At 69.9% G+C, this 24497-nt stretch carries 23 protein-coding genes and 1 other RNA gene; 13 read left to right on the plus strand and 11 right to left on the minus strand.

The annotated features are described in order from the left end of the window. Window positions 1-57: 57 nt before the first annotated feature. Both EAO78_RS14965 and EAO78_RS14970 read right to left on the minus strand, forming a co-directional pair. The gene (locus EAO78_RS14965) at window positions 58-669 is read right to left on the minus strand and encodes a hypothetical protein (protein ID WP_122106643.1); all 612 of its coding nucleotides are present in this window, start codon (window positions 667-669) and stop codon (window positions 58-60) included. A 90-nt stretch (window positions 670-759) separates the two neighbouring features. Further along, on the minus strand, window positions 760-1338 hold the full coding sequence (locus EAO78_RS14970) for a cysteine hydrolase family protein (protein WP_122106644.1): 579 nt from the start codon (window positions 1336-1338) through the stop codon (window positions 760-762). Window positions 1339-1455: 117 nt separating this feature from the next. Between EAO78_RS14970 and EAO78_RS14975 the strand changes: the two genes are divergently transcribed. Then, complete coding sequence (locus tag EAO78_RS14975; RefSeq protein WP_122106645.1) at window positions 1456-3213, plus strand: Hvo_1808 family surface protein; 1758 nt, start codon at window positions 1456-1458, stop codon at window positions 3211-3213. 65 nt (window positions 3214-3278) lie between these two features. After that, window positions 3279-4439 carry a nicotinate phosphoribosyltransferase gene (locus tag EAO78_RS14980; protein ID WP_122106646.1) on the plus strand — a complete coding sequence of 387 codons (1161 nt, stop codon included), beginning with the start codon at window positions 3279-3281 and terminating at the stop codon, window positions 4437-4439. Between the two features lie 103 nt (window positions 4440-4542). Here EAO78_RS14980 and EAO78_RS14985 read toward each other — a convergent pair whose 3' ends face one another. The 3 genes from EAO78_RS14985 to EAO78_RS14995 form a co-directional block, all read right to left on the minus strand. After that, window positions 4543-5145, minus strand: a complete 603-nt coding sequence (locus EAO78_RS14985) for a TIGR00296 family protein (protein ID WP_122106647.1) — start codon at window positions 5143-5145, stop codon at window positions 4543-4545. 164 nt (window positions 5146-5309) lie between these two features. Then, an RNA gene (gene rnpB / locus EAO78_RS14990) (RNase P RNA component) lies at window positions 5310-5710 on the minus strand. 59 nt (window positions 5711-5769) lie between these two features. Further along, entirely contained in the window at window positions 5770-6876 is a 1107-nt protein-coding gene (locus EAO78_RS14995; protein WP_122106648.1) for a radical SAM protein, read from the minus strand. Window positions 6877-6994: 118 nt separating this feature from the next. Here EAO78_RS14995 and EAO78_RS15000 point away from each other — a divergent pair, with 118 nt between their 5' ends. Both EAO78_RS15000 and EAO78_RS15005 read left to right on the plus strand, forming a co-directional pair. Further along, the gene (locus EAO78_RS15000; protein ID WP_122106649.1) at window positions 6995-7372 is read left to right on the plus strand and encodes an Htur_1727 family rSAM-partnered candidate RiPP; all 378 of its coding nucleotides are present in this window, start codon (window positions 6995-6997) and stop codon (window positions 7370-7372) included. Beyond that, window positions 7369-8592 (plus strand): TIGR04347 family pseudo-SAM/SPASM protein, encoded by a 1224-nt coding sequence (locus EAO78_RS15005; RefSeq protein ID WP_122106650.1) that lies wholly within the window; start codon window positions 7369-7371, stop codon window positions 8590-8592. Before EAO78_RS15000 ends, EAO78_RS15005 begins: the two co-directional genes overlap by 4 nt. Before the next feature lie 27 nt (window positions 8593-8619). Here EAO78_RS15005 and EAO78_RS15010 read toward each other — a convergent pair whose 3' ends face one another. The 4 genes from EAO78_RS15010 to EAO78_RS15025 all read right to left on the minus strand — a co-directional run bounded on the left by EAO78_RS15010 (window position 8620) and on the right by EAO78_RS15025 (window position 12443). Next, window positions 8620-9564: a CPBP family intramembrane glutamic endopeptidase gene (locus tag EAO78_RS15010; RefSeq protein WP_238987720.1), complete on the minus strand. Its 945-nt coding sequence runs from the start codon at window positions 9562-9564 to the stop codon at window positions 8620-8622. A gap of 73 nt (window positions 9565-9637) precedes the next feature. Continuing rightward, a complete protein-coding gene (locus EAO78_RS15015; protein WP_122106651.1) occupies window positions 9638-10183 on the minus strand; it encodes an NUDIX hydrolase in 546 nt (181 codons plus the stop codon). An 89-nt stretch (window positions 10184-10272) separates the two neighbouring features. Beyond that, window positions 10273-10725 (minus strand): hypothetical protein, encoded by a 453-nt coding sequence (locus tag EAO78_RS15020; protein ID WP_238987721.1) that lies wholly within the window; start codon window positions 10723-10725, stop codon window positions 10273-10275. A 293-nt stretch (window positions 10726-11018) separates the two neighbouring features. Continuing rightward, the gene (locus tag EAO78_RS15025; RefSeq protein WP_122106652.1) at window positions 11019-12443 is read right to left on the minus strand and encodes a DNA polymerase Y family protein; all 1425 of its coding nucleotides are present in this window, start codon (window positions 12441-12443) and stop codon (window positions 11019-11021) included. A 161-nt stretch (window positions 12444-12604) separates the two neighbouring features. On the opposite strand from EAO78_RS15025, the gene EAO78_RS15030 reads away from it, so the two are divergent. The 6 genes from EAO78_RS15030 to EAO78_RS15055 all read left to right on the plus strand — a co-directional run bounded on the left by EAO78_RS15030 (window position 12605) and on the right by EAO78_RS15055 (window position 18358). Continuing rightward, the gene (locus tag EAO78_RS15030) at window positions 12605-14410 is read left to right on the plus strand and encodes a hybrid sensor histidine kinase/response regulator (RefSeq protein ID WP_122106653.1); all 1806 of its coding nucleotides are present in this window, start codon (window positions 12605-12607) and stop codon (window positions 14408-14410) included. Between the two features lie 80 nt (window positions 14411-14490). Next, complete coding sequence (locus EAO78_RS15035) at window positions 14491-15807, plus strand: MFS transporter (RefSeq protein ID WP_122106654.1); 1317 nt, start codon at window positions 14491-14493, stop codon at window positions 15805-15807. A gap of 42 nt (window positions 15808-15849) precedes the next feature. Further along, on the plus strand, window positions 15850-16122 hold the full coding sequence (locus EAO78_RS15040; RefSeq protein ID WP_122106655.1) for a zinc ribbon domain-containing protein: 273 nt from the start codon (window positions 15850-15852) through the stop codon (window positions 16120-16122). An 82-nt stretch (window positions 16123-16204) separates the two neighbouring features. Further along, complete coding sequence (locus EAO78_RS15045; RefSeq protein ID WP_122106656.1) at window positions 16205-16876, plus strand: phosphate ABC transporter permease; 672 nt, start codon at window positions 16205-16207, stop codon at window positions 16874-16876. Then, entirely contained in the window at window positions 16873-17901 is a 1029-nt protein-coding gene (locus tag EAO78_RS15050) for an NAD-dependent epimerase/dehydratase family protein (protein WP_238987722.1), read from the plus strand. The genes EAO78_RS15045 and EAO78_RS15050 overlap by 4 nt, the downstream gene beginning before the upstream one ends. Before the next feature lie 220 nt (window positions 17902-18121). Then, window positions 18122-18358 (plus strand): hypothetical protein, encoded by a 237-nt coding sequence (locus EAO78_RS15055; RefSeq protein ID WP_122106657.1) that lies wholly within the window; start codon window positions 18122-18124, stop codon window positions 18356-18358. A gap of 435 nt (window positions 18359-18793) precedes the next feature. Here EAO78_RS15055 and EAO78_RS15060 read toward each other — a convergent pair whose 3' ends face one another. Then, entirely contained in the window at window positions 18794-19726 is a 933-nt protein-coding gene (locus tag EAO78_RS15060; protein ID WP_122106658.1) for a class 1 fructose-bisphosphatase, read from the minus strand. Continuing rightward, window positions 19726-20529, minus strand: a complete 804-nt coding sequence (locus EAO78_RS15065) for a class I fructose-bisphosphate aldolase (RefSeq protein ID WP_122106659.1) — start codon at window positions 20527-20529, stop codon at window positions 19726-19728. Before EAO78_RS15065 ends, EAO78_RS15060 begins: the two co-directional genes overlap by 1 nt. A gap of 284 nt (window positions 20530-20813) precedes the next feature. On the opposite strand from EAO78_RS15065, the gene EAO78_RS15070 reads away from it, so the two are divergent. The 3 genes from EAO78_RS15070 to EAO78_RS15080 all read left to right on the plus strand — a co-directional run bounded on the left by EAO78_RS15070 (window position 20814) and on the right by EAO78_RS15080 (window position 24459). Beyond that, entirely contained in the window at window positions 20814-21752 is a 939-nt protein-coding gene (locus tag EAO78_RS15070) for a UbiA family prenyltransferase (protein WP_122106660.1), read from the plus strand. Between the two features lie 138 nt (window positions 21753-21890). Next, entirely contained in the window at window positions 21891-23543 is a 1653-nt protein-coding gene (locus tag EAO78_RS15075) for a histidine kinase N-terminal 7TM domain-containing protein (protein WP_238987723.1), read from the plus strand. A gap of 58 nt (window positions 23544-23601) precedes the next feature. Continuing rightward, on the plus strand, window positions 23602-24459 hold the full coding sequence (locus tag EAO78_RS15080; protein ID WP_122106662.1) for a 3-hydroxyacyl-CoA dehydrogenase family protein: 858 nt from the start codon (window positions 23602-23604) through the stop codon (window positions 24457-24459). Window positions 24460-24497: the final 38 nt, after the last annotated feature.

Below are 24497 nucleotides of genomic sequence, written 5' to 3' on the forward strand. Positions count from 1 at the left end.
GAGGCACGCCGCACGGATAAACCACCCACTTCTCGGAGGACCCGCCCCCGGACTGACTCACTCCGCCGCCAGCGACCCGTACACCGACTCGGCTGTCCCCGCCGACTCGAACGGCAGCGTCAACACGCCGCCCCACTCCTCGTCCGTGAGCGCCGTCACGGTCGGTTCGTCGAGATCGACGTGGCGCACCTCGTCGCCATCGAGCGTCATCGACACCGCGAACGGGTCCGGGTCGTCGGTCGCACCCGAGCCCTCGAGCCGGTCCCGGAACGACTCCCGCCCCGCCTCCGAGAGCGCGACGTACACGAGGTGTTCGTCGTCCTCCTCAAGGACGCCCTGGACGTATTCGAGGTCTGCGGCGTCGAAGAGGCGGTCCTCGGCGGGGCCGTCGACCGATCCGTCCTCGCTCGAGTCGTCCCCGTTGGAACCGTCCTCGCGCAGGAGTCGAGCCTCGAACGGCGCGTCCGGATCGACGGCGACCGACGTCGCGCCGGCCCCCTCGGATCCGTCGCTTCCAGACCCGTCGTCACCGGAATCGGTTCCGTCGTCGCCGGATCCCGTTCCGTCGTCACCTTCGCTGCCGACCGCCGCCGCACCGGTGAAACCGACGGCTCCGACCGCACAGACGGCCCCGAGTCCGCCGAGCACGCCGCGTCGAGAGAGTTCCATACGCGACCCGTCCCCGTCGGGAACCAAAAGGGTTACACGCCGATTAACGCGGCTGATAATCGCCCATGACCGCCGGGAGTCGGGGGTCCGTCACTCGGACTCGAACGCGATCGCCCCCAGGGTCGTCGTCTCGCCGAACAGCCAGTCGGCGTGGTCGACCGCGTACTCGCGGTGTTCCTCGGTGATGTAGCCGAGCGCGTCCTCGACGACGACGGGTCGATAGTCGCGGAGTCCGGCGCTGCCGGCGGTGTGGAGCACGCAGACGTTCGCGAGCGTCCCACAGATCAGGAGGTCGTCGATCCCGTGGGCGTCGAGGAATCCCTCCAGATCGGTCCGGTAGAAGGCGTCGTAGGTGTGTTTCTCGACGACGTGGTCCGCCTCGCGGACGTCGAGGTCGTCGACGAGTTCGGCGTCCCACGACCCCTCGACGACGTGTTCGCCCCAGCGGTCGAACTCGTCGTAGTAGTGGGCGTCCTCGAACTGCTCGGGCGGGTGGACGTCGCGGGTGTAGACGACTCGCGCGCCGGCGTCGCGGGCGCGGGCGACGAGGTCGCTCACGGGATCGATCGCCGCCTCGCTCGGTTCGGCGTAGAGGCTCCCGTCGGGGTGACAGAACCCGTTTTGCATGTCAACGACGACCACCGCGGTGTCGGCCGGATCGTACGGCATGGGCGACCGTTGGGCGTCCGGACACAAAAGATCGAAGTCGAGCGGGATCGAACGAACTCGAATCGGATCCGTGAATCGACGGACAAACTACTTACCCGCCCCCTCGTAATCGACCGTATGCGACGGGTTCTCCCCCTCGCGGCGACGGTCGCGCTGCTGGTTCTCCTCGTCGTGGGGGCCGGCATCGCCGCCGCCGACGCGCCGGTCGCGGAGACCGCGGCCGACTGCGAGACCGAGGCCGACAACGAACTGGTCGGCTGCTGGAACGGGACGTACCACGCGGAGGAGCTCGACTTCGATCAGGCGGACGGACTGACGGAGTCGCAACTCGAGACGCTGACTCACCGGAGCATGGCGCGCGTCGAGTACGTCCGCGAGCGGCCCTTCGAGACGGACGTTCCCGTCGAGACGGTCACGCGCGAGGAGTTTCGGGCGAACGGAACCGGGGGAGAGAACGGCGGGAACGGGACGGCGAGTGAAACCGAGTTCGATCGCTGGAACGACCAGGTGTGGGAGGCGCTGTTCGTCGTCGGCGCGGACGAGTCGAGCGCGGAGGCGATCGACACCGTGTTCGGCGGCTCGGTCTCGGGGTTCTACTCGCCGGCCGACGACCGGATCGTCCTCGTGGTCCCCGAGGGCGAGGAGGTCCGGGTCAGCGAGTCGACGCTGGTCCACGAGTTGACCCACGCGATGCAGGACCAGTATCACGACCTCGCAGACTCGCAGTACGTCGGCGCGACCCAGGATTCGGACCTCGCCGTCGACGGGATCGTCGAGGGAGAGGCCGTCTACATCGAGGAGCGGTACACCGATCGGTGTGACACGAACTGGAGTTGTCTCCCCGAGCCCGGTTCGAGCGCCGGCGGCGGCGGGAGTCCCAACATCGGCATCCTCCAGACCATCCTCCAGCCGTACTCCGACGGCCCGTTCTACGTCGAGGAACTGATCGACGACGAGGGCTGGAGCGCGGTCAACGAGACGATGAACGACCCGCCGAACACGACCGCCGAAGTCATCCACCGCGAACCCGACTACGAGACCCGCGAGATCGACTACGAGGACACGGCTGAGGGCGGCTGGGAGACGTATCCCGGTCAGGGCGTGAACGGCGCTGAGACGGCGGGCGAGGCGTCGATGTTCGTGATGTTCTGGTATCAGAGCGCCGGGGTACAACCGAGGTTTGATACCGGATACGAGTATGCGGTCCTCGAACCGGACCGAACCCCCGAAGAGAACTACAACGTCCACTTTCGGACGGACGACCGACTCCAGACGCGGGGGGCGTACAACTACGCCCACCCCGCGACGGCCGGCTGGGCCGGCGACGAGCTGTATCCCTATCGCAACGACGCGGGCGGGACCGAGCGCGACGGCTACGTCTGGGTGGCCGAGTGGCGGACCCCGACGGACGCCCGGCAGTTCCAGGCCACGTACCGTGCCATGCTGGAGGCGCACGGCGCGGAGCATCGCGACGACGGGGTTCGCGAGATCGAGTCCGGCGACTTCCGCGGGGCCTACGGCGTCGAGCGGGACGGAACGACGGTGACGATCGTCCACGCCCCCGAGCCGGCCGGCGTCCTCGAACTCCGCCCCGGGATCGACCTCGAACCGCCCGAGAATCTCGACGACGGGATCGACACGGGCGACGGGGGCGACGTGGACGACGACGCGGACGTCGGGGACGACGGGATCGGGACGGACGACGGGGGCGGGACGGACGACGGATCGGAGACGGGGTCAGTCGACGGAGACGGTCCGAACGCGCCCGACGGCGACGGATCGACGGACGGCCGAGTTCCCGGGTTCGGGGTCGTCGTCGCGCTCGTCGTCCTGCTCTCCGCGGCCGCGGTTCTCGGGCGTCGCTCGCGGCGGTGAGCCGTGGACCCGACCCCGCGGACGACACGGATGGCTTTTCGTCCCCGCCGGCCGAAGGACGGATCATGACGGAGTTCGACATCGTCGACGCCGAGGCGATCCGGAGCGGTCGGGCCACCGACGCCTACTTCGACCGCACGGCGGCCGCCCTCGAGGGAGCGGGACGGAACCCCCACGTCGTCGCCGAGGTGACCGCCGACCAGTTCCCCGACGGCGGGTTCGAGCTGTTCGCCGGGTTGAAGGACGCGGTCGCGCTGCTCGCCGGGCGCGACGTCGACGTCCACGCGGTCCCCGAGGGGCGGCTGTTCGACGGCGGACCGGTGATGCGGATCGAGGGCGAGTACCTCGCGTTCGCGCGGCTGGAGACGTCGCTTCTGGGGTTCCTCTCGCACGCGTCCGCCATCGCCACCGCCGCGCTCGACTGCCGGGCCGCCGCGCCGGACTCGTCGGTGCTCTCGTTCGGCGCGCGCCACGTCCACCCCGCGATGACGGCCGCCGTGGAGCGGTCGGCGCTCGTCGGGGGGCTCGACGGGTTCTCACACGTCGCCGCGGGCGACCTGATCGGTCGCGAGGCCTCGGGGACGATGCCGCACGCCCTCTCGATCTGTTTCGGCCGAGGCAACCAGGAGGCGGCGTGGCGCGCCTTCGACGAGGCCGTCGACGAGTCGGTCCCCCGGATCGCGCTCTGTGACACGTACTCCGACGAGGTCGACGAGGTCCTGCGGGCGGTCGAGACGCTCGGCGACCGGCTCGACGGGGTTCGCCTCGACACGACCGGCTCGCGTCGCGGCGACTTCAGACACATCGTGCGGGAGGTCCGGTGGGAACTCGAGGCTCGCGGCCACGACGACGTCGACGTCTACGTCTCGGGCGGGCTCGGTCCCGACGACCTCCGGCGGCTCCGCGACGTCGTCGACGGCTTCGGCGTCGGCGGCTACGTCTCGAACGCCGATCCCGTCGACTTCGCGCTCGACATCGTCGCGGTCGGGGGCGAGCCGGCCGCCAAACGCGGGAAGCTCTCGGGGGCGAAGGTGGTCTACCGCACCGCGGACGGCGGCCACGCGGTCGGGCTCGCGGATCGGGATGGGCCGGCCGACGCGGAATCGCTCATGCGACCCGTGATCCGGGGCGGCGAGGTCGTCGCCGACGACGCGTTCGACCTCGACGCGGCGACGGCGCGGGCGCTCGCGGACGCGGAGCGTGTCGGGTACGGGAGCGAGGAGTAGCCGGGGTGGAAGGACCGGTACGGACGACGAAAGGACGGGACGAGAGATGCGGGACGGGAACCGGCGGAAAACGGTCCGGTCGGAACGGACGTAGTTCGGCCGGCTATAACTCCTCGACCGCGCCGCCGTCGGCGCGCTCGCGGAACACCTGCCCCTCGATGAGCGTCACCATGGTGTCGTCGTCCTGCCAGGCGGTCGGCGAGAGCTTCGCCTTCCGGCACGCCCGCGAGAGGAACTCCGCGCCCGACCAGCCGTTCTCGACGGGAACCGTCGGGTAGAGCCAGCCGTGGGAGTTGCCGCCGTCGACGGCGACGCCGTGGGTCCCGATCTCGAGGTCCTCGAGTGGGTCGTTCGTGAGGAGAGTGTTCGAGACGATACAGACCGAGACGGTGATGTTCTCGAGCTCCTTGGGCTCGACCTCCGAGCCGCAGGAGTCGTCGGAGGCCGCCTTGATCGCGGCCTCGACGATGGCGTGACCGAGCTGGTCCGAGTCGTCCCACGCGCCGGCACAGCCGCGGAGTCGACCGCGCCCGCGGGTGGATTCCAGCCGAACGAACGCGCCGGTCCGCGCGTAGAAGGCCTCCCGCATGCTTCCGGGCTGTTCGCGTTGTCCATGTCGAACGAACGACTCGACCGCCTCGCGTGCGAGTTCGACCGCTCGTGCCCCGTCGTCGTACGACAGCCGAACGGTCTGTGCCTCGGACATATACACCTTTAGCGGTGCTGACGACTTGAACGCTTCCCTTGATGGTGAACGTTCGTGATCGACCGAGAACGGTCGTTCGGACGGGACTAAGCGCCGTTATGCTCGTTTTAATTCGTCTCGGGCCGACGTCGTCACCTTCGGTCGCACCGCTCGCCGTGCGAGCGGACTGAGGGGAGTAAGCCCCCTTCGGTTCGTCCCGACATTCGGCTGAGCGTCCGCGCCGTGGCCGGACTACCTGATGGCGCGGACTTGCACCGGCGAGGATTCGCCGTTCCATCCGTTCCCGCCCGTCCGTGGCGCGGATCCGCCACGTTGGTGGCGGAACCACGCGCCCTCTCCGGGTTAACTCCCTTCCCTTGCGGGTCGGTTCGCTCGTTCGCGGGGTCACCCGCGAACGCCGCCGGTCGCCTGCGGCGACCGAACGCGGATCATCGGTCGGGGCGGGGGGTGTCGTTGCTGTTCCAGAGCCAGCCGTCTCCGACTCCGGGCGTGTGCCCGGTCGCCCGTCCGGCCGGTGGGGGGACTTTCCTCATGCCGGAGGCACGGGAGTCGGGCTCCCTCTGTCCGTTCGACCGTAGCCCGGCGTGGGGAATAAGCGGTTCGGTCGTCCCCACGCCACCCACCTCAGGCCCGTCCCGACGGTTCCGTCCCGTCGCCCGACGATCCGTCCGGGAGCGAGCCGCCGTCACCCGGAAGCGGCCCGTCGTACCCCTCGGGCACGTACGGACAGAGGGGATCGCTCGCGAGCGGGTCGCCGGCGTGTGCGTACGCTCGCGACCGGCTCCCGCCGCAGACGTGCTTGAACTCGCAGGCGCCGCACTTGCCCGTCAGCTTCCCGGGATCACGGAGATCCGCGAAGAGGTCGGCGTTCCGGTAGACGTCGACGACGGACCGCTCGCGGACGTTGCCCGCCGACTCCGGGAGGAACCCGGAGGGGTACACCTCGCCGACGTGGCTCACGAACGCGAACCCGCGGCCCGCCGTGATCCCGCCACGACGCGCCGCGTCCGCCCTGTCGTTCCGAATCCCGACCCGGCGGTAGAACGGCGCTTCGGTGGTCTTCACCCCGAACTGCTCCGCCTCGTCGACCCCGTGGAGCCACTCCATCACCGCCTCCGCCCGTTCGGGTGAGACCGGATCGAGGACCCGCCCGCGACCGACGGGAACGAGGAAGAACACCGACCAGAGCACGGCTCCGAGCTCGCGGACGCGGTCCCGGATCGCGGGCAGTTCGTCGACCGTCTCCGCACAGACCGTCGTGTTGATCTGCAGCGGGAGGCCGGCGTCGCGGGCCGCCTCAGCCGCCGCGACGGTGTCCGCGAAGCTCGCCTCGCCGCGGAACGCGTCGTGGCTCCCGACGGTCGCGCCGTCGAGGCTGAGCGCCATCCGTCGAACGCCGGCGTCCGCCAGCTCGCGGACCCGATCGGGCGTGAGCGACCGGGTACCGCTCGGAGTGACGGTCATCCGGTTGCCGAGGTCGGTCCCGTACTCGACGAGTTCGAGGAGGTCCTCGCGGGCGAGCGGGTCGCCCCCGGAGAGCACGACCAGCTGGCCGTCGCCGAAGTCGGCGGCCTCGCGGAGCAGGCGTTTCCCCTCCTCGGTGGTGAGCTCGTCGGGATCCCGGGCCGGCCGCGCGTCCGCCCGACAGTGTCTACAGGCGAGCTCACACGCCTGCGTGACCTCCCACACGAGTACGAGCGGACGGCGGTCGGTGTCGAGGTCGTCGAACATCGTTTTCTCACCGTAGACGACCGACCCCAATCAGCGATCCAACGAACGTGTTCGTGCGCGTTCCCAGGGTCCGGGAGACCGCTCGAACCGATATGTCCGCGCCGCGGATACGGCCCGTATGGTCGAGAAAGCACGACGGAGAGCCGACGAGACGCCCCGTCGGACGCGGGAGCGGCGATGGGAGGTGTTCGTTCGCGAGTCCGAATCGGAACCGATGTGCCGCGTCGGGACGGTCGCGGCCCCGTCCCCCGAGGTCGCCCACGAGGAGGCGAGCCGGCTGTTCGCGTGGTACGCCCGCGACGTCTGGCTCTGTCCGGCCGACGAGACCCACCGGTTCTCGACGTACTCGCTCGGAGACGACGGGGCGGAGGACGCCGCGGGGACGGACGAGGACGCCGACGCCCGCGGGACGTCCGAACCGCGGGTCTACGAGGAAACGGAGGGAACGCCGGACGGGTCGGCGCCGAAAGCCCGGAAGGACGAGGACCCTCGATGATCTCGATCAGCAAGCTGCTCTGCGGGCTCGACGCCGAGAGCGACGGGCTCCGGTACGACGCCGCCGACGACTCGGCGGAGCCGCAGATCACGGAGCGGAAACAGCGACGGCCGGTCGTCGTCTGGAACGCGACGAAGCGGTGTAACCTCTACTGTGACCACTGTTACGCGGGCGCGGACGCCGAGGGAGCCCCCGGCGAGCTCTCCACGGCGGAGGCGAAGGGACTCCTCGGTCAGCTCGCCGACTACGGCGTCCCGGTCGTGCTCTTCTCGGGCGGCGAGCCGCTGTTGCGCGAGGACCTCCCTGAACTCGTTTCGTACGCCGCCGACCGCGGGATCCGGCCGGTGCTCTCGACGAACGGGACGCTTCTCACGCGGGAGGCCGCCGCCGAGCTGAAGGAGGCCGGACTCCGGTACGCCGGCGTCTCGGTCGACGGGCTCGCCGAGCGCAACGACGCCTTCCGGGGTCGGGACGGCGCCTTCGACGCGGCGGTCCGCGGCATCGAGGCGTGTCTCGACGTCGGGTTGAAGACCGGGCTCCGGTACACCATCATCGAGGCGAACGCGCCCGACCTCGAGGGCGTTATCGACCTGCTCACCGACGTGGGGGTCGACCGCTTCTGTTTCTACCACCTGGATTACGGCGGTCGCGGCGCGGACATCGTCGACGTCGACCTCTCCCCGGAGCGAAAGCGGGAGGCGGTGCGGACGCTGTGTGACCTCACCCGCGAGTACCACGACCGCGGCGAGGAGATCGAGACGCTGCTCGTCGGCAACTACGCCGACGCGGGCTACCTCGTCGAGTACGCCCGGCGGGAGCTGGGTCCGGAACACGCGGCGCGGATCCGGACGTACCTCGAACGGAACGGCGGCGATCCGGCCGGCGAGCGCGTCGCCGACGTCGACCCCGTCGGCAACGTCCACCTCACGCAGTTCTGGCAGGGCCACAGCCTCGGCAACGTCCGCGACCGCCCCTTCGCCGCGATCTGGGAGGACGAGTCGGACCCCCTCCTGTCCGCGCTCCGGGACCGCGACGACCGGCTCACCGGGCGGTGTTCGGAGTGTCAGTATCGCTCGATCTGTCGCGGCGGCTCGCGGCTTCGGGCACTGCGGACGACCGGCGACCTCTTCGCGCCCGACCCGCAGTGTTACCTCCGCGAGGACGAGATCGCGCCGGACGCCGCGACCGCGGTCGACCGAGTCGGCGACGCGGCCGACTGACCCGTCAGGTTTCCCCTTCGAGCCCGGTCAAATCGGGAGCAGCGAGACCAGCGCCGCGCCGCCTTCGGCCATCTCTCCGAGTTCGTCGCTGTACGTGACGGTGACGTACAGCAGGGTGAATATCACCGCGTTGTGGAGGCCGTGGAGCAGCGCCGGGACGACCAGGTTCTCGGTGTGTTCGTAGACCGCGCCGAAGACGAGACTCGGGAAGAAGAGGATCGCGACCGTGGTGAGTCGCCCGGAGATCCCGCCCGTCAGCGCCATCACGTGGATGAACGCGAAGATCCCGGAGGCGATGGCGATGGCGGGCGCGGCCGGAAGCGACTCCCGGAGCCGCCCCTGGACGACCCCGCGGTAGAGTATCTCCTCCGACGGGCCGACAACGAGGAACATGGCGACGATGAAGAGCGGGATGATCGTCGGGTTCTGCACGGCGAGCTCCGCGCTCTGGTTCGAGGCCGTCTCCGCGCCGAGCAGCTGGACGACGGTGGAGACGACGAGCAGCGTGAGCACGATCACGACCCACCCGCCGACGACGAGGCCGAGATCCGTCAGGCTCGGCCGCCGCACTCCCAGGTACGATCGGATCCCGGACCGGTCGAATCCCCGCCACGCGAGGTAGCCGACCGCGAGCCCGCCGAACGCGACGTACTGGCCCACGATCAGCGTGAGCACCAGGCTCACGAAGAGCGGCAGCCCGCCGACGAGACGGTCGACGAGGAAGACGCCCTGCCCCCCGACGACGGCGATCACGGGGCCGAGAACCCCGAGCCCGACGGCGGCCGCGACCGCGACCGCGGGGGAGTCGGCGACGACCGTTTCCGACGGCTCGCCCGCCGTCGCCGCCCCGCTTCCGGTTGCCGTTTCACCCGCCATCGCCGTCTCGTCCGCGGCCGCCGTCTCGTCCGCGGCCGCCGCCTCGTCGTCCGTCGTCACGCGATCGACCGAGTCGTCGCCGGAGGGTCCCGTCATTGTCCCCCGTTGGTGCCGGTCGGGCAAAGGGTTTGTCCGTCGACCGCACCGCGGTCGCGGGGCGAAGCGCCCGTCAGCGGTACAACAGTTCGTACCACGTCACGGCGGTCACCGCCCGGCCGTCGCGGAGTTCGTCGTCGACGACGCTCGCGAGCAGGTCGTCGTACGGGACGGTCTCGACGGCGATCGACTCGTCGCGGTCGAGGTCGCGGTCGACGGTGGGTTCACACCCCGTCGCGAGGAAGTGGTGGTGGACCGCGTTCGTCACGCCGTTGGCCGGCTCGACCGTGGTGAGCCGCTCGAAGTCCGCGGCCTCGTAGCCGGTCTCCTCGGCGAGCTCGCGGGCGACCGCCCGCTCGAGGTCGTCGCGGTCCTCGGGCTCGACCGTCCCCGCGGGGAGCCCGCGGTTGGTCCGGCCGACGGCCTGTCGCCACTCGTCGATGACGACGGCGTCGCCGTCGGGCGTCAGCGGCAACACGACGACTGCCGGCGGCTCGTCGACGTAGTGGTACTCCCCCTCGCCGTCGTCCGGGAACCGCACCTCGTCGCGGCGCACGTCGAACCCCGGACAGCGGTAGTCGATCTCGGTATCCGTCGTCTCCCACGCGAGGTCGTCCATACCCCCGGATCGGCGCTCCGCGAGGTAAACCCTCGGCATCGGCTCGGCTGCGGTCCACTCGGCCCGAACCACCCGTCCGGACGGGCGGATCAGCCCTCCCGAACGCTCCCGGCGATCCGGGCCGCGACCGTCCCGGCGACCCACGCGAGCGTGCCGAGCACGAGCGCCTCGATCCCGACGAAGACGAGCCCGTCGATCCCGAGGAACGCGACGAGCCGCTCGCCGAGGGAGCGGCCCGAGAGGCCGAGGAGGTAGTGGTCGGCGCCGTATCCGAGCAGGGACGCGTAGACGGTCACCCACGCGACCGCCGGTCCCGCGCGTCGATACGCGAGCGCCGCGGCCGCGACGAATCCGACGACCGCCGCGTCCCACGCGAGGAACACGACGCCGCCGGAGATCGTGAACAGTCCGACCGCGTAGGCGGCGAAGACGACGAGGAAACACGACAGCGGAACGGTCAGCCGGGGACGCGGGATCCCCCGGACGTCGGGTGATGTGAGGAGGCGTGATGCGAGGGAGCGTGCGCGGAGCGGCGGGGACATGTGCGTCCGTCGGTCCGCCCGGGACATAGTATCCCCGACGCCTGCCGGTCGGCGCGCCCGTGAGTGCCCGCAGGACACGAACGGACCGCGAGGGAGTCAGTCGTCCGGAGCAACGCGGAGGGCGACTGACGAGGCTGGGGAGGGGCGAGGTGCGGGGCCGTGCGATGCGGGATCGTGTGATACGGAGCTGTGCGATGCAGGGCCGTGCGGTGCGGCATGGGGCTTTGGAAGCGCTCACCGCGTCGGCGGTTTCGTCCGACCGGTCGACCGATCGATCCCCCTCCGATCCGCCATCACGCCCAGTCGTCGAGCGAGGCCTGCCCGTCACGGTCGCTCGGTTCCACCCGATCATCGGCTCCGCCCTCGTCCCGCGGGTCTTCGCCGATCCAGTCGGTGAGCTTGCCGCCGTCGCCGCCGGACGCGTCGCGGAAGTCGCCGCTCCCCGGCCGTCGATCCGCCCCTCGATCCGGCTCCCGGCCGGCTCCCCCGTCCCCCCCGAACCCGCCGAGCGTCGCCTGGTCGCCCTCGGTGAAGTCGAGGTTCGACACGCGGACGCCGAGCTTGCGGACCGCTTCGTCGTCGAACTCCCCGAGCAGTTCCAGCGCGACCTCCTCCACGAGGTCGGGGTCGTCGACCGGGCCGGGGAGGCTCCGAGCGCGCGTGTTCACGTCGAACGGGGGCTCGACCGCCTTGATCCCGATCGTGCGGTACAGACAACCCCGCTCGCGGGCGCGTCGGGCCACGTCGGCCGCGAGCGCGGACACGGTCTCCCGCTTCCGCTCCTCGTCCGCGGTCCGCGGCAGCGACGACTCCCGCGAGAGGCTCTTCGGGAGCCCCCGCGGGGTCACCTCGCGATCGTCCTCGCCGCGGGCTCGCCGGACCAGCGCCCGGCCGCGGTCGCCGAACTCCTCGGCCAACGCCTCCGGGTCGGCGGCGGCCACGTCGCCGGCGGTCTCGATCCTCCGCTCCGCCAACGCGCGCTCGGTCACCGGGCCGACCCCGTGGAGCGCCGCGGTCGGCAGCGGCGCGAGGAACGTCTCGACCGAGCCGGGCGGGACGACGACGAGGCCGTCCGGCTTGTCCGCGTCGCTCGCGACCTTCGCGGCCGACATGTTCGGCGCGACGCCGACGCTCGCGGGCACGCCCGCCTCGCGCTCGATGCGCTCTCCGACGTGCCGGGCGTACCCCTCCGCGAGCGTTCGGGCCTCGCTCGGCCCCGCCGCGGCGCTCGGTTCCGGCTCGTCGCCGCCCGCCGCGTCCCACGCGGTCCGGTCGGTGACGTCGAGGTACGCCTCGTCGATGCTCACCTCGCGGACGACGTCGGCGCAGTCGTGGAGGACCGCCTTCACGTCGGCGGCGACCTCCTCGTAGAACGCCAGGTCGACGGGAAGGTAGCGGCCCGTCTCCGCCGGGTCGGGCGCGTCCGGATCCCCGTGGTCCGCGTCCGCGTGCCGCGGGAGCCGCTCGAGCGCCTCGGAGATCGGCATCGCGCTCTCGACGCCGAACGCGCGGGCCTCGTAGCTCGCGGTCGCGACCGCACCGATCGTCTCGCCGGGCTCGTATCCCATCCCTATCACCACGGGCTCGCCGCGGAGGTCAGGCTCGCGCAGCCGCTCACAGGAGGCGTAAAAGCAGTCCATGTCGACGTGGCAGATGACGCGGTCCGGATCGCTCGCGTCGGCGTCCGCGTCGGCCCCGGGGAGCGTCCCGCCGTCCATCGCTCGACCGTCGGCCCCGCGTCGACTTAAGCGCCGGCCACGCGCGGCGGAGGTGAAACCGGCGGGTCGGTCCGCGAGTCAGCTCCCGGAGGACCCGTGTCCGGATCCGACCGTGACGTCCGAGGCGATACGCGTTTATTTCACGCCCCTGTTGATCGACCATGACGGAACGGATCGACGTGTTACACGTCGACGACGACCCCTCGGTACTGGACCTCACCGAGGCGTATCTCGACCGCGAGCTGGCGTCGGTGTCGGTGACGGGCGTGACGGACCCGGAAGCCGGGCTGGACCGGCTCGGTGCCGGGTCGTTCGACTGCGTCATCAGCGACTACGACATGCCCGGAATGGACGGGCTGGCGTTCTTCGAGGCGCTCCGAGAGGACGACACGGCGGTCCCGTTCGTGCTGTACACGGGGAAGGGATCGGAGGAGATCGCGAGCCGGGCGCTCAACGCGGGCGTCACGGGGTACTTCCAGAAGGGCGGACCCGAACAGCTCCAGCGGCTCGCCACCCGGGTTCGGCAGGCGGTCGTGGAATCCCGCACACGCCAGGCGGCGGATCGCTACTCGACGGTGCTCGAGGCGCTCGGCTACCCCGTCTACGTCGTCGACGAGACGGGGACCTTCGACTACGTCAACGAGCCGTTCGCGGAGCTGACCGGCTACGACCGCGAGGAGATAATCGGAAGCAAACCCGACCTGATCAAGGACGAGGCGGCGGTTCGGGAGGCCGAAGACCGGCTCGGATCGGTCCTCTCGAGCGAGGGTCCGGACATCCAGCGGTTCCGCGTCGACATCGTCCCGAAGGAGGGCGACCCGATCCCGTGTCGCGACCACATGGCCGTGCTCCCCTACGAGGGCGAGGAGTTCGAGGGTAGCGTGGGCATCCTCCGGAACGTCTCGGTAGAGGCCGCACGCCGTGAGGAGCTGGAGACGAAACGCCGGGCGCTCGACGAGGCTCCCGTCGGGATCACCATCACCGATCCGAGCCTGCCGGACAACCCGATGGTGTACGTCAACGACCGGTTCGTCGGGATGACGGGGTACGGCCGCGAGGAGGCGGTCGGCGTCAACTGCCGGTTCCTCCAGGGTTCCGACACCGACGAGGCGGCGGTCACCGAGCTTCGGGAGGCGATCGAGGCCGAGGAGCCGGCGAGCGTCGAGCTGTTGAACTACCGGAAGGACGGTACTCCGTTCTGGAACCGCGTCAGCATCGCGCCGATCCGCGAGGACGAGGACGCCGAGGGCGACGTCACCGGGTGGGTCGGCTTCCAGGAGGACATCACGGCGTTCAAGAAGCGCGAGGAGGCGCTTCGCCGACAGAACGAGCGCCTCGACGAGTTCGCCGGGATCGTCAGCCACGATCTCCGGAACCCGCTCAACGTCGCCCGCGGCCGCGTGGATCTGGCTCGCGAGGAGACCGGCAACGACCACCTCGAGGCCGCGGTCGACGCGCTCGACCGGATCGAGTCGATCGTCGAGCACACGCTGACGCTGGCCCGCGAGGGCGAGACCGTCGGCGACCCCGAGCCGGTCGATCTCGCGGAAGTGGCCGCCGACAGCTGGCGAACCGTCGATACCGAGGAGGCAGGATTCGAGATCGACGCCGACGGGACCCTCCTCGCCGATCCGGACCGGCTCAGGAACCTCTTCGAGAACCTGTTCAGGAACGCGATCGAGCACGGAGCCGTCGACGGCGAACCCGTCACGATCCGGGTCGGCGACCTGGAGAACGGCTTCTACGTCGCCGACGACGGCCCCGGGATCCCCGAGGAAGTCCGCGACGACCTGTTCGAGCCCGGTAGGAGCGGGTCCGCCGGAAACACCGGGTTCGGGCTGGCCATCGTCAAGGAGATCGCCACCGCACACGGCTGGGAGGTGGCGGCGACCGCGTCCGAGACGGGAGGTGCACGCTTCGAGGTCCGCGGCGTCGACCGCCCCGCGACGACGCCGTCCTCCAGGTAGCGGCCGGTCGCGGAGCCGAAAACCGGATCGCCTCCCGCCGTCCGCAAGGGCCTTCACGACCCGGATCGAACCGGGACCGAATGGGGTCGATCTCGCAGATAGTCGGGACCGACCGCCGCGTGATCGTCCTCGCGCTCGCGCGGATGGTCGGCGCGCTCGGGAACTCGTTTCTCATCGTCGTCCTCCCGCTGTACGTCGCCAGCGACCTGATCGACATCGACGCGCTCGTCGGCGCGACCGCGGGGATCGGGGCGGCGGGCGTGACGCTCACCGAGCCGCTTCTCATCGGCTTCGTCCTCTCGCTTTTCGGCTTTCTCAACAGCTTCTCGCAGCCGTTCACCGGACGTCTCTCCGACCGAATGGCCACCCGGCGGCCGTTCGTGCTCGCGGGGATCCTGCTTTTGGGGACCGCGAGCGCGCTCTATACGCTCGCGGACGCCTACTGGATCCTCGTCGTCCTCCGGGCGATCCAGGGGTTCGGGGCCGCGTTGACGATCCCGGCGACGGTCGCGCTCGTCAACGAGTACGCGGGCAGCGCGGACCAGCGCGGCGGCAACTTCGGCGTCTTCAACACCTTCCGGCTGATCGGCTTCGGCTTCGGGCCCGTCCTCGCCGGCGTCGTCGTCGACAACGGCCCCTACGACCTGACTGCGTTCGGGCTTCCGGTGATAAACGGCTTCGACGCCGCCTTCGCGGCCGCCTGTCTCGGCGCGTATCTCAGCTTCGCGCTGGTGTACCTCCTCGTCCACGACGCCGCCGACGCGGCCGAGGCGGGCGACGACCTCTCGATCCGGGTCCGCGGCGAGGACCGACTGCTCGACCCCGTCTTCGTCCTCGGCGTCGCGACGGTCGCGATGGGGGTCTGTATCGCGCTCTACGCCACCCTCCAGAACCAGGTGAACGTCCGGCTGGACCAGCCTCCCGTCTGGTTCGGGCTCCAGTTCGCGGCGGTGACCATCGCGAACGTCGCTCTCCAGGTGCCGGTCGGCCGCGCGAGCGACCGGATCGGCCGGCGGCCGTTCCTGGTGGCCGGGTTCCTGCTCCTCGCACCGACGACGCTGCTCCAAGGGATCGTCCTCTCGCCCGTCCTCATGACGATCGTCCGGCTCGGCCAGGGGGTCGCCGTCGCGTGCGTCTTCGCGCCGTCGCTCGCGCTCGCCGGCGACCTCGCGCGCGAGGGCGAGTCGGGGACGACGCTGTCGGTGTTGACCATGGGGTTCGGCTTCGGCGTCGCGCTCGGGCCGCTGGCGTCCGGCTGGCTCGTCGGCTTCGGCTTCGTCGTCCCCTTCGCCGTGGGTGCGGCGCTCGCGCTCGTCGCGCTCGCGATGGTGGTGACGCAGGTCGAGGAGACGCTCGAGACCGCGAGCGCGACGGGCGGGACGGTCGCGGACGACTGAGATCGGCTACATGCATAAGTGGCCGACCGCCAAACGTTCGCCGTGTCCCGCGTCCACTGCGTCGACTGCCGCGAGCCGGTCCCCGGCGACGCCCGGGTCTGCCCGCACTGCGGGGCGGTCCAGCCCTCGCCGCTCGTCGACGCCGGGATCGTCGTCGCCGGCGTGTTCGCCTTCGTCTTCGGCGCGATCCTCGCGTTGATGACGGTCGGAACGACCCGACTCGCCGGCTTCCTGCTCCTCGTCGTCGGCTTCGGGCTGGCCGTCGGCGGCTACACGCGTCACGTCGACCGGCAGGCGGCACGCCGGGCGCGGTGAGCCGACGCGACCCCGCGCATCGGTTCGACCGTCCCCCTCCACGTCGCGACCTTTTAAGGCGGACGGCGGCGCACGTGACGATATGTTCACGCCACTCAACGCGGGGGTCGTCGTCGCCGGCCTCCTGCTCGCGTTCGTCGGCGCGGCGGTCTCCGTGTACGCCGTGTCGCTGACCGGGTTCCTGATCGGCGCGGGCGCGGGCTACCTGGCCGCCCCCAACCTCGCCGGACTGATCGCCGTGGACGGGTTGGTACTCTCCACCGCCGGCGTCCTCCTCGGCGGCGCGATCGGCGGGTTCCTCGCGTACGCCGGGCTCTCCTTCGCCGTCCTCGCGATCGGCGGGGTCGTCGGCGGCTTCGCGGGGCGGTTCGCGGTCGGCCCGCTGTACGCGGCCGACGCGGCCGGGATCGAGGGGACCGCGCTGCTCGTCGGCGCGACGCTCGCCGGCGTCGCCGTCGGCGCGCTCTTCGGGTTCGTGCTCACGCGCACGACGCTCGTGGTCTCGACGGCGTTCATCGGCGCGGCCCTCGCGTCGCGCTCGCTGACGCCCGGGTCGTTCGCGACCGCCGCCGAGGAGCTGACCGTCGAACCGTTACTCTTCGACCCCACCGCGCTCCCGTTCCTCGTGCTGTTCGTCCTCGGCGGGCTCTCACAGCTCGGCCTGTTCAAGTTCGGCTACGTGACGAAGCTGGTCGGGATCCTCCCCGGCGCGCGCCGGTGGACCGCGGGCGACGACGAGGGGGCGAGCTCGTGAGCGACGGTCCTCCCGCAAGCGACGGGGACGATCCGCTCGCGTCCGCCACGGTGCTTCTCACCGGCGCACACGGCACCGTCGGCACCGCGGTCACGACACACTCGGCGGCCGAGTACGTCCTCCTCGACCGGCGGGAGGCCCCGGACGAACTCGGCGACGGCACGCCGCATCCGCACCGCAAGGACGAGGAGACGACCGACGGCGATCGGGCCGACGGAGGGACCGACACGGGGAGGGACGGGACGGTCGTCCTCGACGTCGGCGACTCGGACGCGGCCGAGTCGCTCGGGGCGGTCATGGAGGATCGCGGTATCGACGCCGTGGTCCACCTCGCGGGCGCGCCGGCGGTCTCGACTCCGTACGAGACGGTCGAACGGAGCAACGTCCGCGGCACGCGGAACGTCCTGGAGGCCGCCTCGCGGGCGGGCGTCGGGACCGTCGTGTTCGCCTCCTCGAACCACACCGTCGGCATGTACGAGGAACAGCACGCGCCGTCGCTGTACGACCCGGACTACGACCTCACGGTCGACGGCGAGAGCCCGCTGCGGCCGGACTCCGACTACGGTGCGTCGAAGGCCGCGGGCGAGGCGTGGTGCCGACTCTACGCCGAACGCGAGGGGATCGACTGTTACGCGCTCCGGATCGGCTCCGTGCGCGACCCGACCCACGACCACCCGTTCGGCGACGCCGAGCGCGCGGTCGCTCGCGGGGACTGCGAGCGGGGGGACGAGGAGTACGCGGAGGCGGTCGCACGGATGCGGTGTACGTGGCTCTCGCGGCGCGACTGTGCGGGACTGGTGGACGCGTGTCTGCGGGACGGGATCGGTAGAGGTGCTGAACGTGGTGGCGACGGCGGACGGGACGTGGACGACCTGAACCCGAACACCCTCGCGGGCGGGGCGTTCGAGGTGTTCTACGGGATCAGCGACAACCCGAACTCGTGGTTCGACGTCGACCACGCCCGCGAGCGAGTGGGGTACGATCCCTTGGATTCCGGGAACGCGATGTCGGGACCACCGGAGTGAGCGAGCGTAGGTCGGTGTGAATCCGCCTCCGTGTCCGACGTTCGAATCGTTCGGTTCTACGTCGTTGCTAGCGTGATGATCACTCACGGGATTCCAGGCGCTCGGTCTTCCCAGTAGTAACAATACTGCGCTACTGTGAACGTGTGTCCTCCCAGACGTGCGGGTTCTACAGACTCCTTGACTAACTTACTTTTTTCCCGGCGCACGCAAAGGCGAACACATGAGCACCGGCGTCGGACCCGCTCGACACGTCCGCAACGGTATCCGATACGCTGTGGTGGGGTTGGCACTACTGGCGGCGTGGAACTTCCTCGCGCCGTACGCAGGAGCGCCTTCGTGGGCACCGTATCTGGATATCCTGCCGGTGATCGTGGGACGGACGGAAACGAATGGGCTGGTCAACGCAACACATATCGGAGTCCTCGTCGTCGCTGCCGTGGTAGTAATGAAGATCTGATCCGACCCGACACGGTTGAGCGGGCGTCTGTGGCGACGACCTACCGGCCCGGACGTCCGGTCGTACATCGCTGCCGTTCCGGACAATACCGCCACAGCCCCAGCCGCTCGACTACACGTGTTCGGAGATGTACCTACGGAGCACACGTCCAAAGCCCCAGCCACGAGGACTCGCGCAGCTTGCTGCGCTCCTCAGTCGTTCACTTCGTTCACTCCTTGTGGTGCTTGCTACGCTGTGCTTCGTCCTCGCGGCTGCCCCTTTGAGTCCCACCCCGCACCGCAACCACTCCGCACCTCACGCCTCCCCAACCTCGTCGGCCGGCCGGAGCGAAGCGGAGGCCGGCCGACTCCCTCGCGCGGTCTGCTCACGCCCTGACGGGCGCTCGCAGGCGCACGCCACCGCAACAAAAGCTCGAAAAACCGTTCCACCCCGTTCCTACTCGTCGAGCGCGCTCTCGAGCCGGTCGACGAGCTCCTCGTTGCCGACGTGGAGGGGGACGCGGTCGTGGAGCCCGTCGGGCTCGACGTCGAGGATCGACTCGGAGCCGTCCGAGGACGCCCCGCCCATCGACTCGACGATGAACGCGATCGGGTTCGCCTCGAAGGAGAGCCGGAGCTTCCCGGCCGGCGCGTCGACGAGGGCGGGATACGCGAAGATCCCGCCGTAGGTCACCACCTGGTTCACGTCGCCGACCATCGACCCGCCGTACCGCAGCTTCAGCTCGTCCTCGACCTCCCGGGCGTACTTCCGGAACGGCACGGGCCAGTCCGGCACCCGCCCGCCGAAGCCGTAGACGGTCGGATCGTCGGGCAGCGTCAGGTCGTCGTCGACGACGGAACGGGTGACGCCGGGGTCGTCTCCGTCGCCCTCGGGGGGGTCGCTCGCATCGCTCGCCTCACCGCCGCCGTCACGCTCGACGACCTCCTCGCGGACGCCTCGCTCGTCCGCGACGATCATCGTCGTGATCGGTCCGTAGAGGACGTATCCGGCGGCCACGAGGTTTCGTCCCGAGGCGGGAAGCGGCGCATCGTAGACGCCGACGACGGTCCCCATCGTGTTGTTCGACCGCAGGTTCGAGGAGCCGTCGAGGGGGTCGATCGCGACCGCGTACGCGCCCTCGCCGACCGCGCCTCCGACGTCGACCGCCTCCGGACGCTCCTCGCTGACGAAGGAGCCGACGCCCTCGACCGCCCCCAGCGCCTCGGCGAGCAGCTCGTCGGCGTACACGTCGCCCGCCAGCACCGTCTCGCCGGAGGGGTTCTCCGTCCCGCTCTCGACGCGCCGGCCGGGCAACGCGTCGCGGATCGTCGGGGCCGTCGCCGCGATCGCGTCGAAGACGGCCTCGACGATCGGGTCGGGATCGGTCATCAGTCGTCGCTCTCGGCGATGGCCAGCGCCTCGGCCGGGTCGACCTCCTGGAAGACCACGGCCTCGAGCGCGTCGAGGATGCGCTCGGGGTCGTCGCGCTGGAAGACGTTTCGGCCGACGGCGAGCCCCGTCGCGCCGGCGTCGATGGCGTCGGCGACGTTCCGGAGGAACGCCTCGTCGTCACGCATCGTCCCGCCGGACATCACCACCTGCGTCGGGCCGGCCATCTTCACGGCATCGCCCATCGCCTCGGCGGAGCCCGGATACTTCACCTTCACCAGGTCCGCACCGAGCTCGAGTCCGAGCCGCGCCCCGTAGGAGATCACCTCGGGACTCCCGTCGTTACGCAGCCCCTGTCCGCGCGGGTACGACCACATGACGACGCCCATGTCGTGTTCGCGGGCCCCCTCCTGTGCCTCGCGGAACTCCTCCGCCATCTCGACCTCGTGGTTCGAGCCGCCGTAGACCGTGAAGCCGACCGCGTCGGCACCCAGCTCGGCGGCGTACTCGGCCGAGCAGTTGACCGCGCTGTTCGGCTCGCCTCGCCACAGGTTAGAGGTGCCGTTGAGCTTCAACAGCAGGTTCACGTCGTCCTCGTAGTCCGGGTAGTACGCCTCGGCGACTCCCTTCTGTACGGCCAGCGCCGTCACCGCCTCGTGGGTCGCCAGCTCGAACAGTCGCTCGGGGTCGGCCGTCGCCGGGTTCGGCTCGAAGTCCACCGGCCCGTGTTCGAGGCCGTGGTCGTACGCGAGGATCAGTGACTTTCCGTCCCGTGAGATCGCGTCGGCGGCGTGAGGAAGCATCGGTGGGTAATTCCAGTTGCGCTACCAAAAAGGGCTATGGTCGCTCGACGATCCCTCGACCGCGAAACGGCCGTGTTCTCCGGAGATGAGGCCTCTCCTCCGACAGAGTGTGAATAACTAACTATCGGGGTAGTAAATATCGTATCGGGGACGCGACCGCCCGCGATCCGGGCCGGCACCCGGGTTCTCCCGGTCGTCTCGACCCTTGCTTTGAGGATCTCACGGGCCGACGATCGATCCGGCGATCGCCGCGGATCGGCCGTCCGGAGGTCGCCGCCGAACCCATGGCTAGCAAAACGAACGAACCCCCGGTGTCCACGGACGCGGTCGCTCCGTGGCACGCCGAGGTGCCCGCATCGGTCGTCGATGCCGGGTATCGGTTCAGAGACGTCCTGACGTATAGTTCGACGTACCTCGTGTTCATCGCGATGATCGAGGTCCTGACGGTACACCTGGTGTTGTCGTTGCCGCTGAATCCCGCCCCGATCGTCGTCGGTCTTGTCACCTTCGCGGTGTACGTCGGCGATCGGATCGCCGACGCGGCCGACGACGAGATATCGAGTCCGGAACGGAGCGCGTTCGTGACGCGCCACCGCACGCTCCTGTCGGTCCTCACCGCGGTCACGTACGGTCTCGCGATCGCTCTCTCGCTGACCGGTGGCCCGCTCGCGCTCGCGATCACCCTGCTTCCCGGCTGTTTCTGGATCCTCTACGCCTCCGACTGGCTCCCGTCGCTCGGGTCCTACTTCAGGCGGTTAAAGCGGGTCCTGATCGTGAACTCGACGATCGTCGCCTCGGCGTGGGCGATCGCCGTCGTCGGCTTGCCGATCGCGTTCGCCGGGGCGCCCGTGACGCCGCTCGCGGCGGTGGTGTTCGTGTACTTCCTCGTCGACACGTTCGTCAACACGGAGATCCCCAACGTCCGGGACGTCGAGGCCGACGAGGCCGTCGGCGTCTCGACGCTTCCGGTCGTCTTCGGGGTCGCACGAACCCGGCAGATCCTGTACGGACTCGACCTGTCGCTCATCGCCTTCGTCGTGCTCGCGCTGTCGTCCGGGATACTGACGGCCGCGGCCGCGGCGGCGATGCTCGTCGGCCTCGGCTACGCGTTGGTTCTCGCGTGGTTCGTGGGCCGGAACACGGTACCGGGCCGGCTCGCCATCGCCGGCGAGGCGAAACACCTCGTGGTGTTCGCCGTCCTCGTCTTCACGACGGGGATCTGACCGCGGTCGGGACCGATCGCGGCTCGTCCTTTTTTATTCGTAAACCGTTCACCGTCGGCGTTCGCGAACCGCCGATCACCCTTGTTTTCTCGACATCTCCCGGATAATTCATATGTCCGGGTTTCGTTACGCCCTCACGTGTTCCCCCCGACTTCGATGGCCGCCCCCCTCCTGTTCGGCTCGGTTGCCATCGGGACCAGCGCGGCGATCCTCGCCTGGCGGGCGCGGCCGAACCCGGGGGCAACGCCGCTCGTGTGGCTGTTGATCGGACAGTCGTGGTGGTCGACGTGTATCGTCTTCAGCCTCTCGACTGAGGCCGCGCCCGAGGCGGTGTTCTGGACGAAGGTCGGCTGGATCGGCGTCATGATCGTCCCCGTCGCGTGGATCCTGTTCGCGCTCGAGTACACGGGACGCGACGCGTACCTCACCCGACGAAACGTCGCGTTGTTGTCCGTCGTTCCGGCGCTCACGGTTCTTCTCGCGTTGACCGAGGAGTATCACGGCCTCCTCTACGTGCGGGAAGCCGGCGTCGCCGCCTACGGGTTCGTGCTCGTCGAACAGGGGGGGATCTGGTACGCGGTGGCCGCCGGATACACCTACCTGCTCGCCGTCCTCGGGATCGTCCCGATACTGGGGCTCCTCTCGAGCGGGGCGACCGCGTTCCGCGGACAGAGCGCGGCGCTTATCGTCGGGGTCGTGACGCCGTGGGCGACGAACGTCCTCTACAACCTGGGGGCGTTTCCGAACGTGGGCATCGATCCGACGCCGATCGCGTTCGCGATCTCCGGCGTCGCGTACCTGGGCGCGATCGACCGGTTCAGAATGTTCGGTGCCAACCCCGCCCCGGCGTGGCGGGCCAGACAGTTCCTGTTCGACCACATCCACGAGGGCGTCGTCGTCGTCGACGGACACGACACGATAGTCGACGTGAACCGGGCGGCCGCCGAGATCCTCGATCTCGACGTGGATCGGGCGCTCGGGGCGTCGGGGTCCGATCTCCTTCCGCTGAACGAACCGTTTCGAACCGACGGCGAGCGTGAACTCCTGACGATCGGCACCGGGTCCGCGTCGCGGTCGTACGACGTGGGCGTGAGCGAGCTCACCGATCGGCACGGCGAGACGCTCGGATACGTGTTCACCCTCCACGACGTGACGCGGTACCTCCAACAACGGCAGCGACTGAAGGTGCTGAATCGGGTGTTGCGACACAACATCCGCACCGAGACCAACATCATCCAGGGATACGCCGAACGAACCTCCGGAGAGACGGCCGAGACGATCACGCAACGCACGGAACGGATCGTGGAGATCAGCGAGAAGGGCCGGGACGCGATCGACCTGTTCGAGGACACGGTGAACGACCGGGAGGGAACGTCGCTCGTCGGTCTGCTCGAACGGAGCCTCCGTGCCGCCCACGACGCGTACCCGGCGGTCGAGTTCGAACTCGAGTACCCCGACGAGGACGCCGCCGTCTCCGAGGGGCTCTCCGTCGTGGTGGACAACCTGATCGAGAACGCCGCGATACACAACGACGGGGAGGACCGGCGGGTCACCGTGACCGCGGCCGTCGACGACGACCGCGCCCGGGTCCGAGTCATCGACAACGGACCAGGGATCGACGAGTACGAGCTGGACGTCCTGAACTCCGGCACCGAAACCCCGCTTCGACACGCGAGCGGCCTCGGTCTCTGGCTCGTGAAATGGGGTACGGAGGTGATCGACGGATCGGTCACCTTCGAGTCGAACCGGTCCACGGGGACCGTCGTCACGACGACGGTTCCCGTCCGTTGAGCGGGACGTTACCGCGAACACCGCAATACTTAGTCCCGCTCCCGCACCAGCGGGTTCCATGAACGAGCCATCCGACGTGGAGACGGTGGGCGTGGTCGGGGCCGGGACGATGGGCCACGGCATCGCGCAGGTCGCCGCGACCGCCGGCTACGACGTGGTGATGCGGGACGTCGAGACCGAGTACGTCGACCGCGGCCTCGAGGGGATCGACTCGAGCCTCGAGCGGCTCGCGGAGAGGGGTGCACTCGACGAGGAGCCGTCGGCGATCCGTGCGCGGATCGAGGGCACGACCGACCTCGCGGCGCTCGCGGATGCCGGCGTCGTCGTCGAGGCCGTGATCGAGGACCTCGAGGTGAAACGGGACGTCTTCACCGATCTCGACGAGGTCACCGACGAGGACGCCGTCCTCGCGACCAACACGTCGACGCTCTCGGTCACGTCGATCGCGAGCGCGACGGACCGCGCCGACGCGGTCGTCGGCCTCCACTTCATGAACCCGGTCCCGGTGATGGAGGGCGTTGAGGTCGTCGTGGGCGAGCGGACCGACGACTCGACCGTCGCGTTCGCCCACGCGTTCGCGGCCGAGCTGGGCAAGGAGACGTGGGAGTCTGACGACAAGCCGGGGTTCGTCACCAACCGGATCCTGATTCCGTGGATAAACGAGGGGATCCGCGCGTACGACGAGGGAGTGGCCACGCGGGACGACGTCGACCGCGGCATGCGGCTCGGCACGAACGTCCCCATGGGTCCGCTCGAACTCGCCGATCACATCGGGCTCGACGTGGTCCTCGACGCCAGCCGGACGCTCCACGAGGAGCTCGGCGACCGATACAAGCCGGCGTACCTCCTCAAGCGAAAGGTCGCCGCCGGCGACCTCGGCAAGAAGACCGGCGAGGGGTTCTACGAGCACGACTGAGCCGACCGGGAGACCTCGCGGGGGGTTCGGGAAACGCC

Origin of the sequence: Halobellus captivus, from assembly GCF_003697845.1 — an archaeon.
Classification (GTDB): domain Archaea; phylum Halobacteriota; class Halobacteria; order Halobacteriales; family Haloferacaceae; genus Halorubrum; species Halorubrum glutamatedens.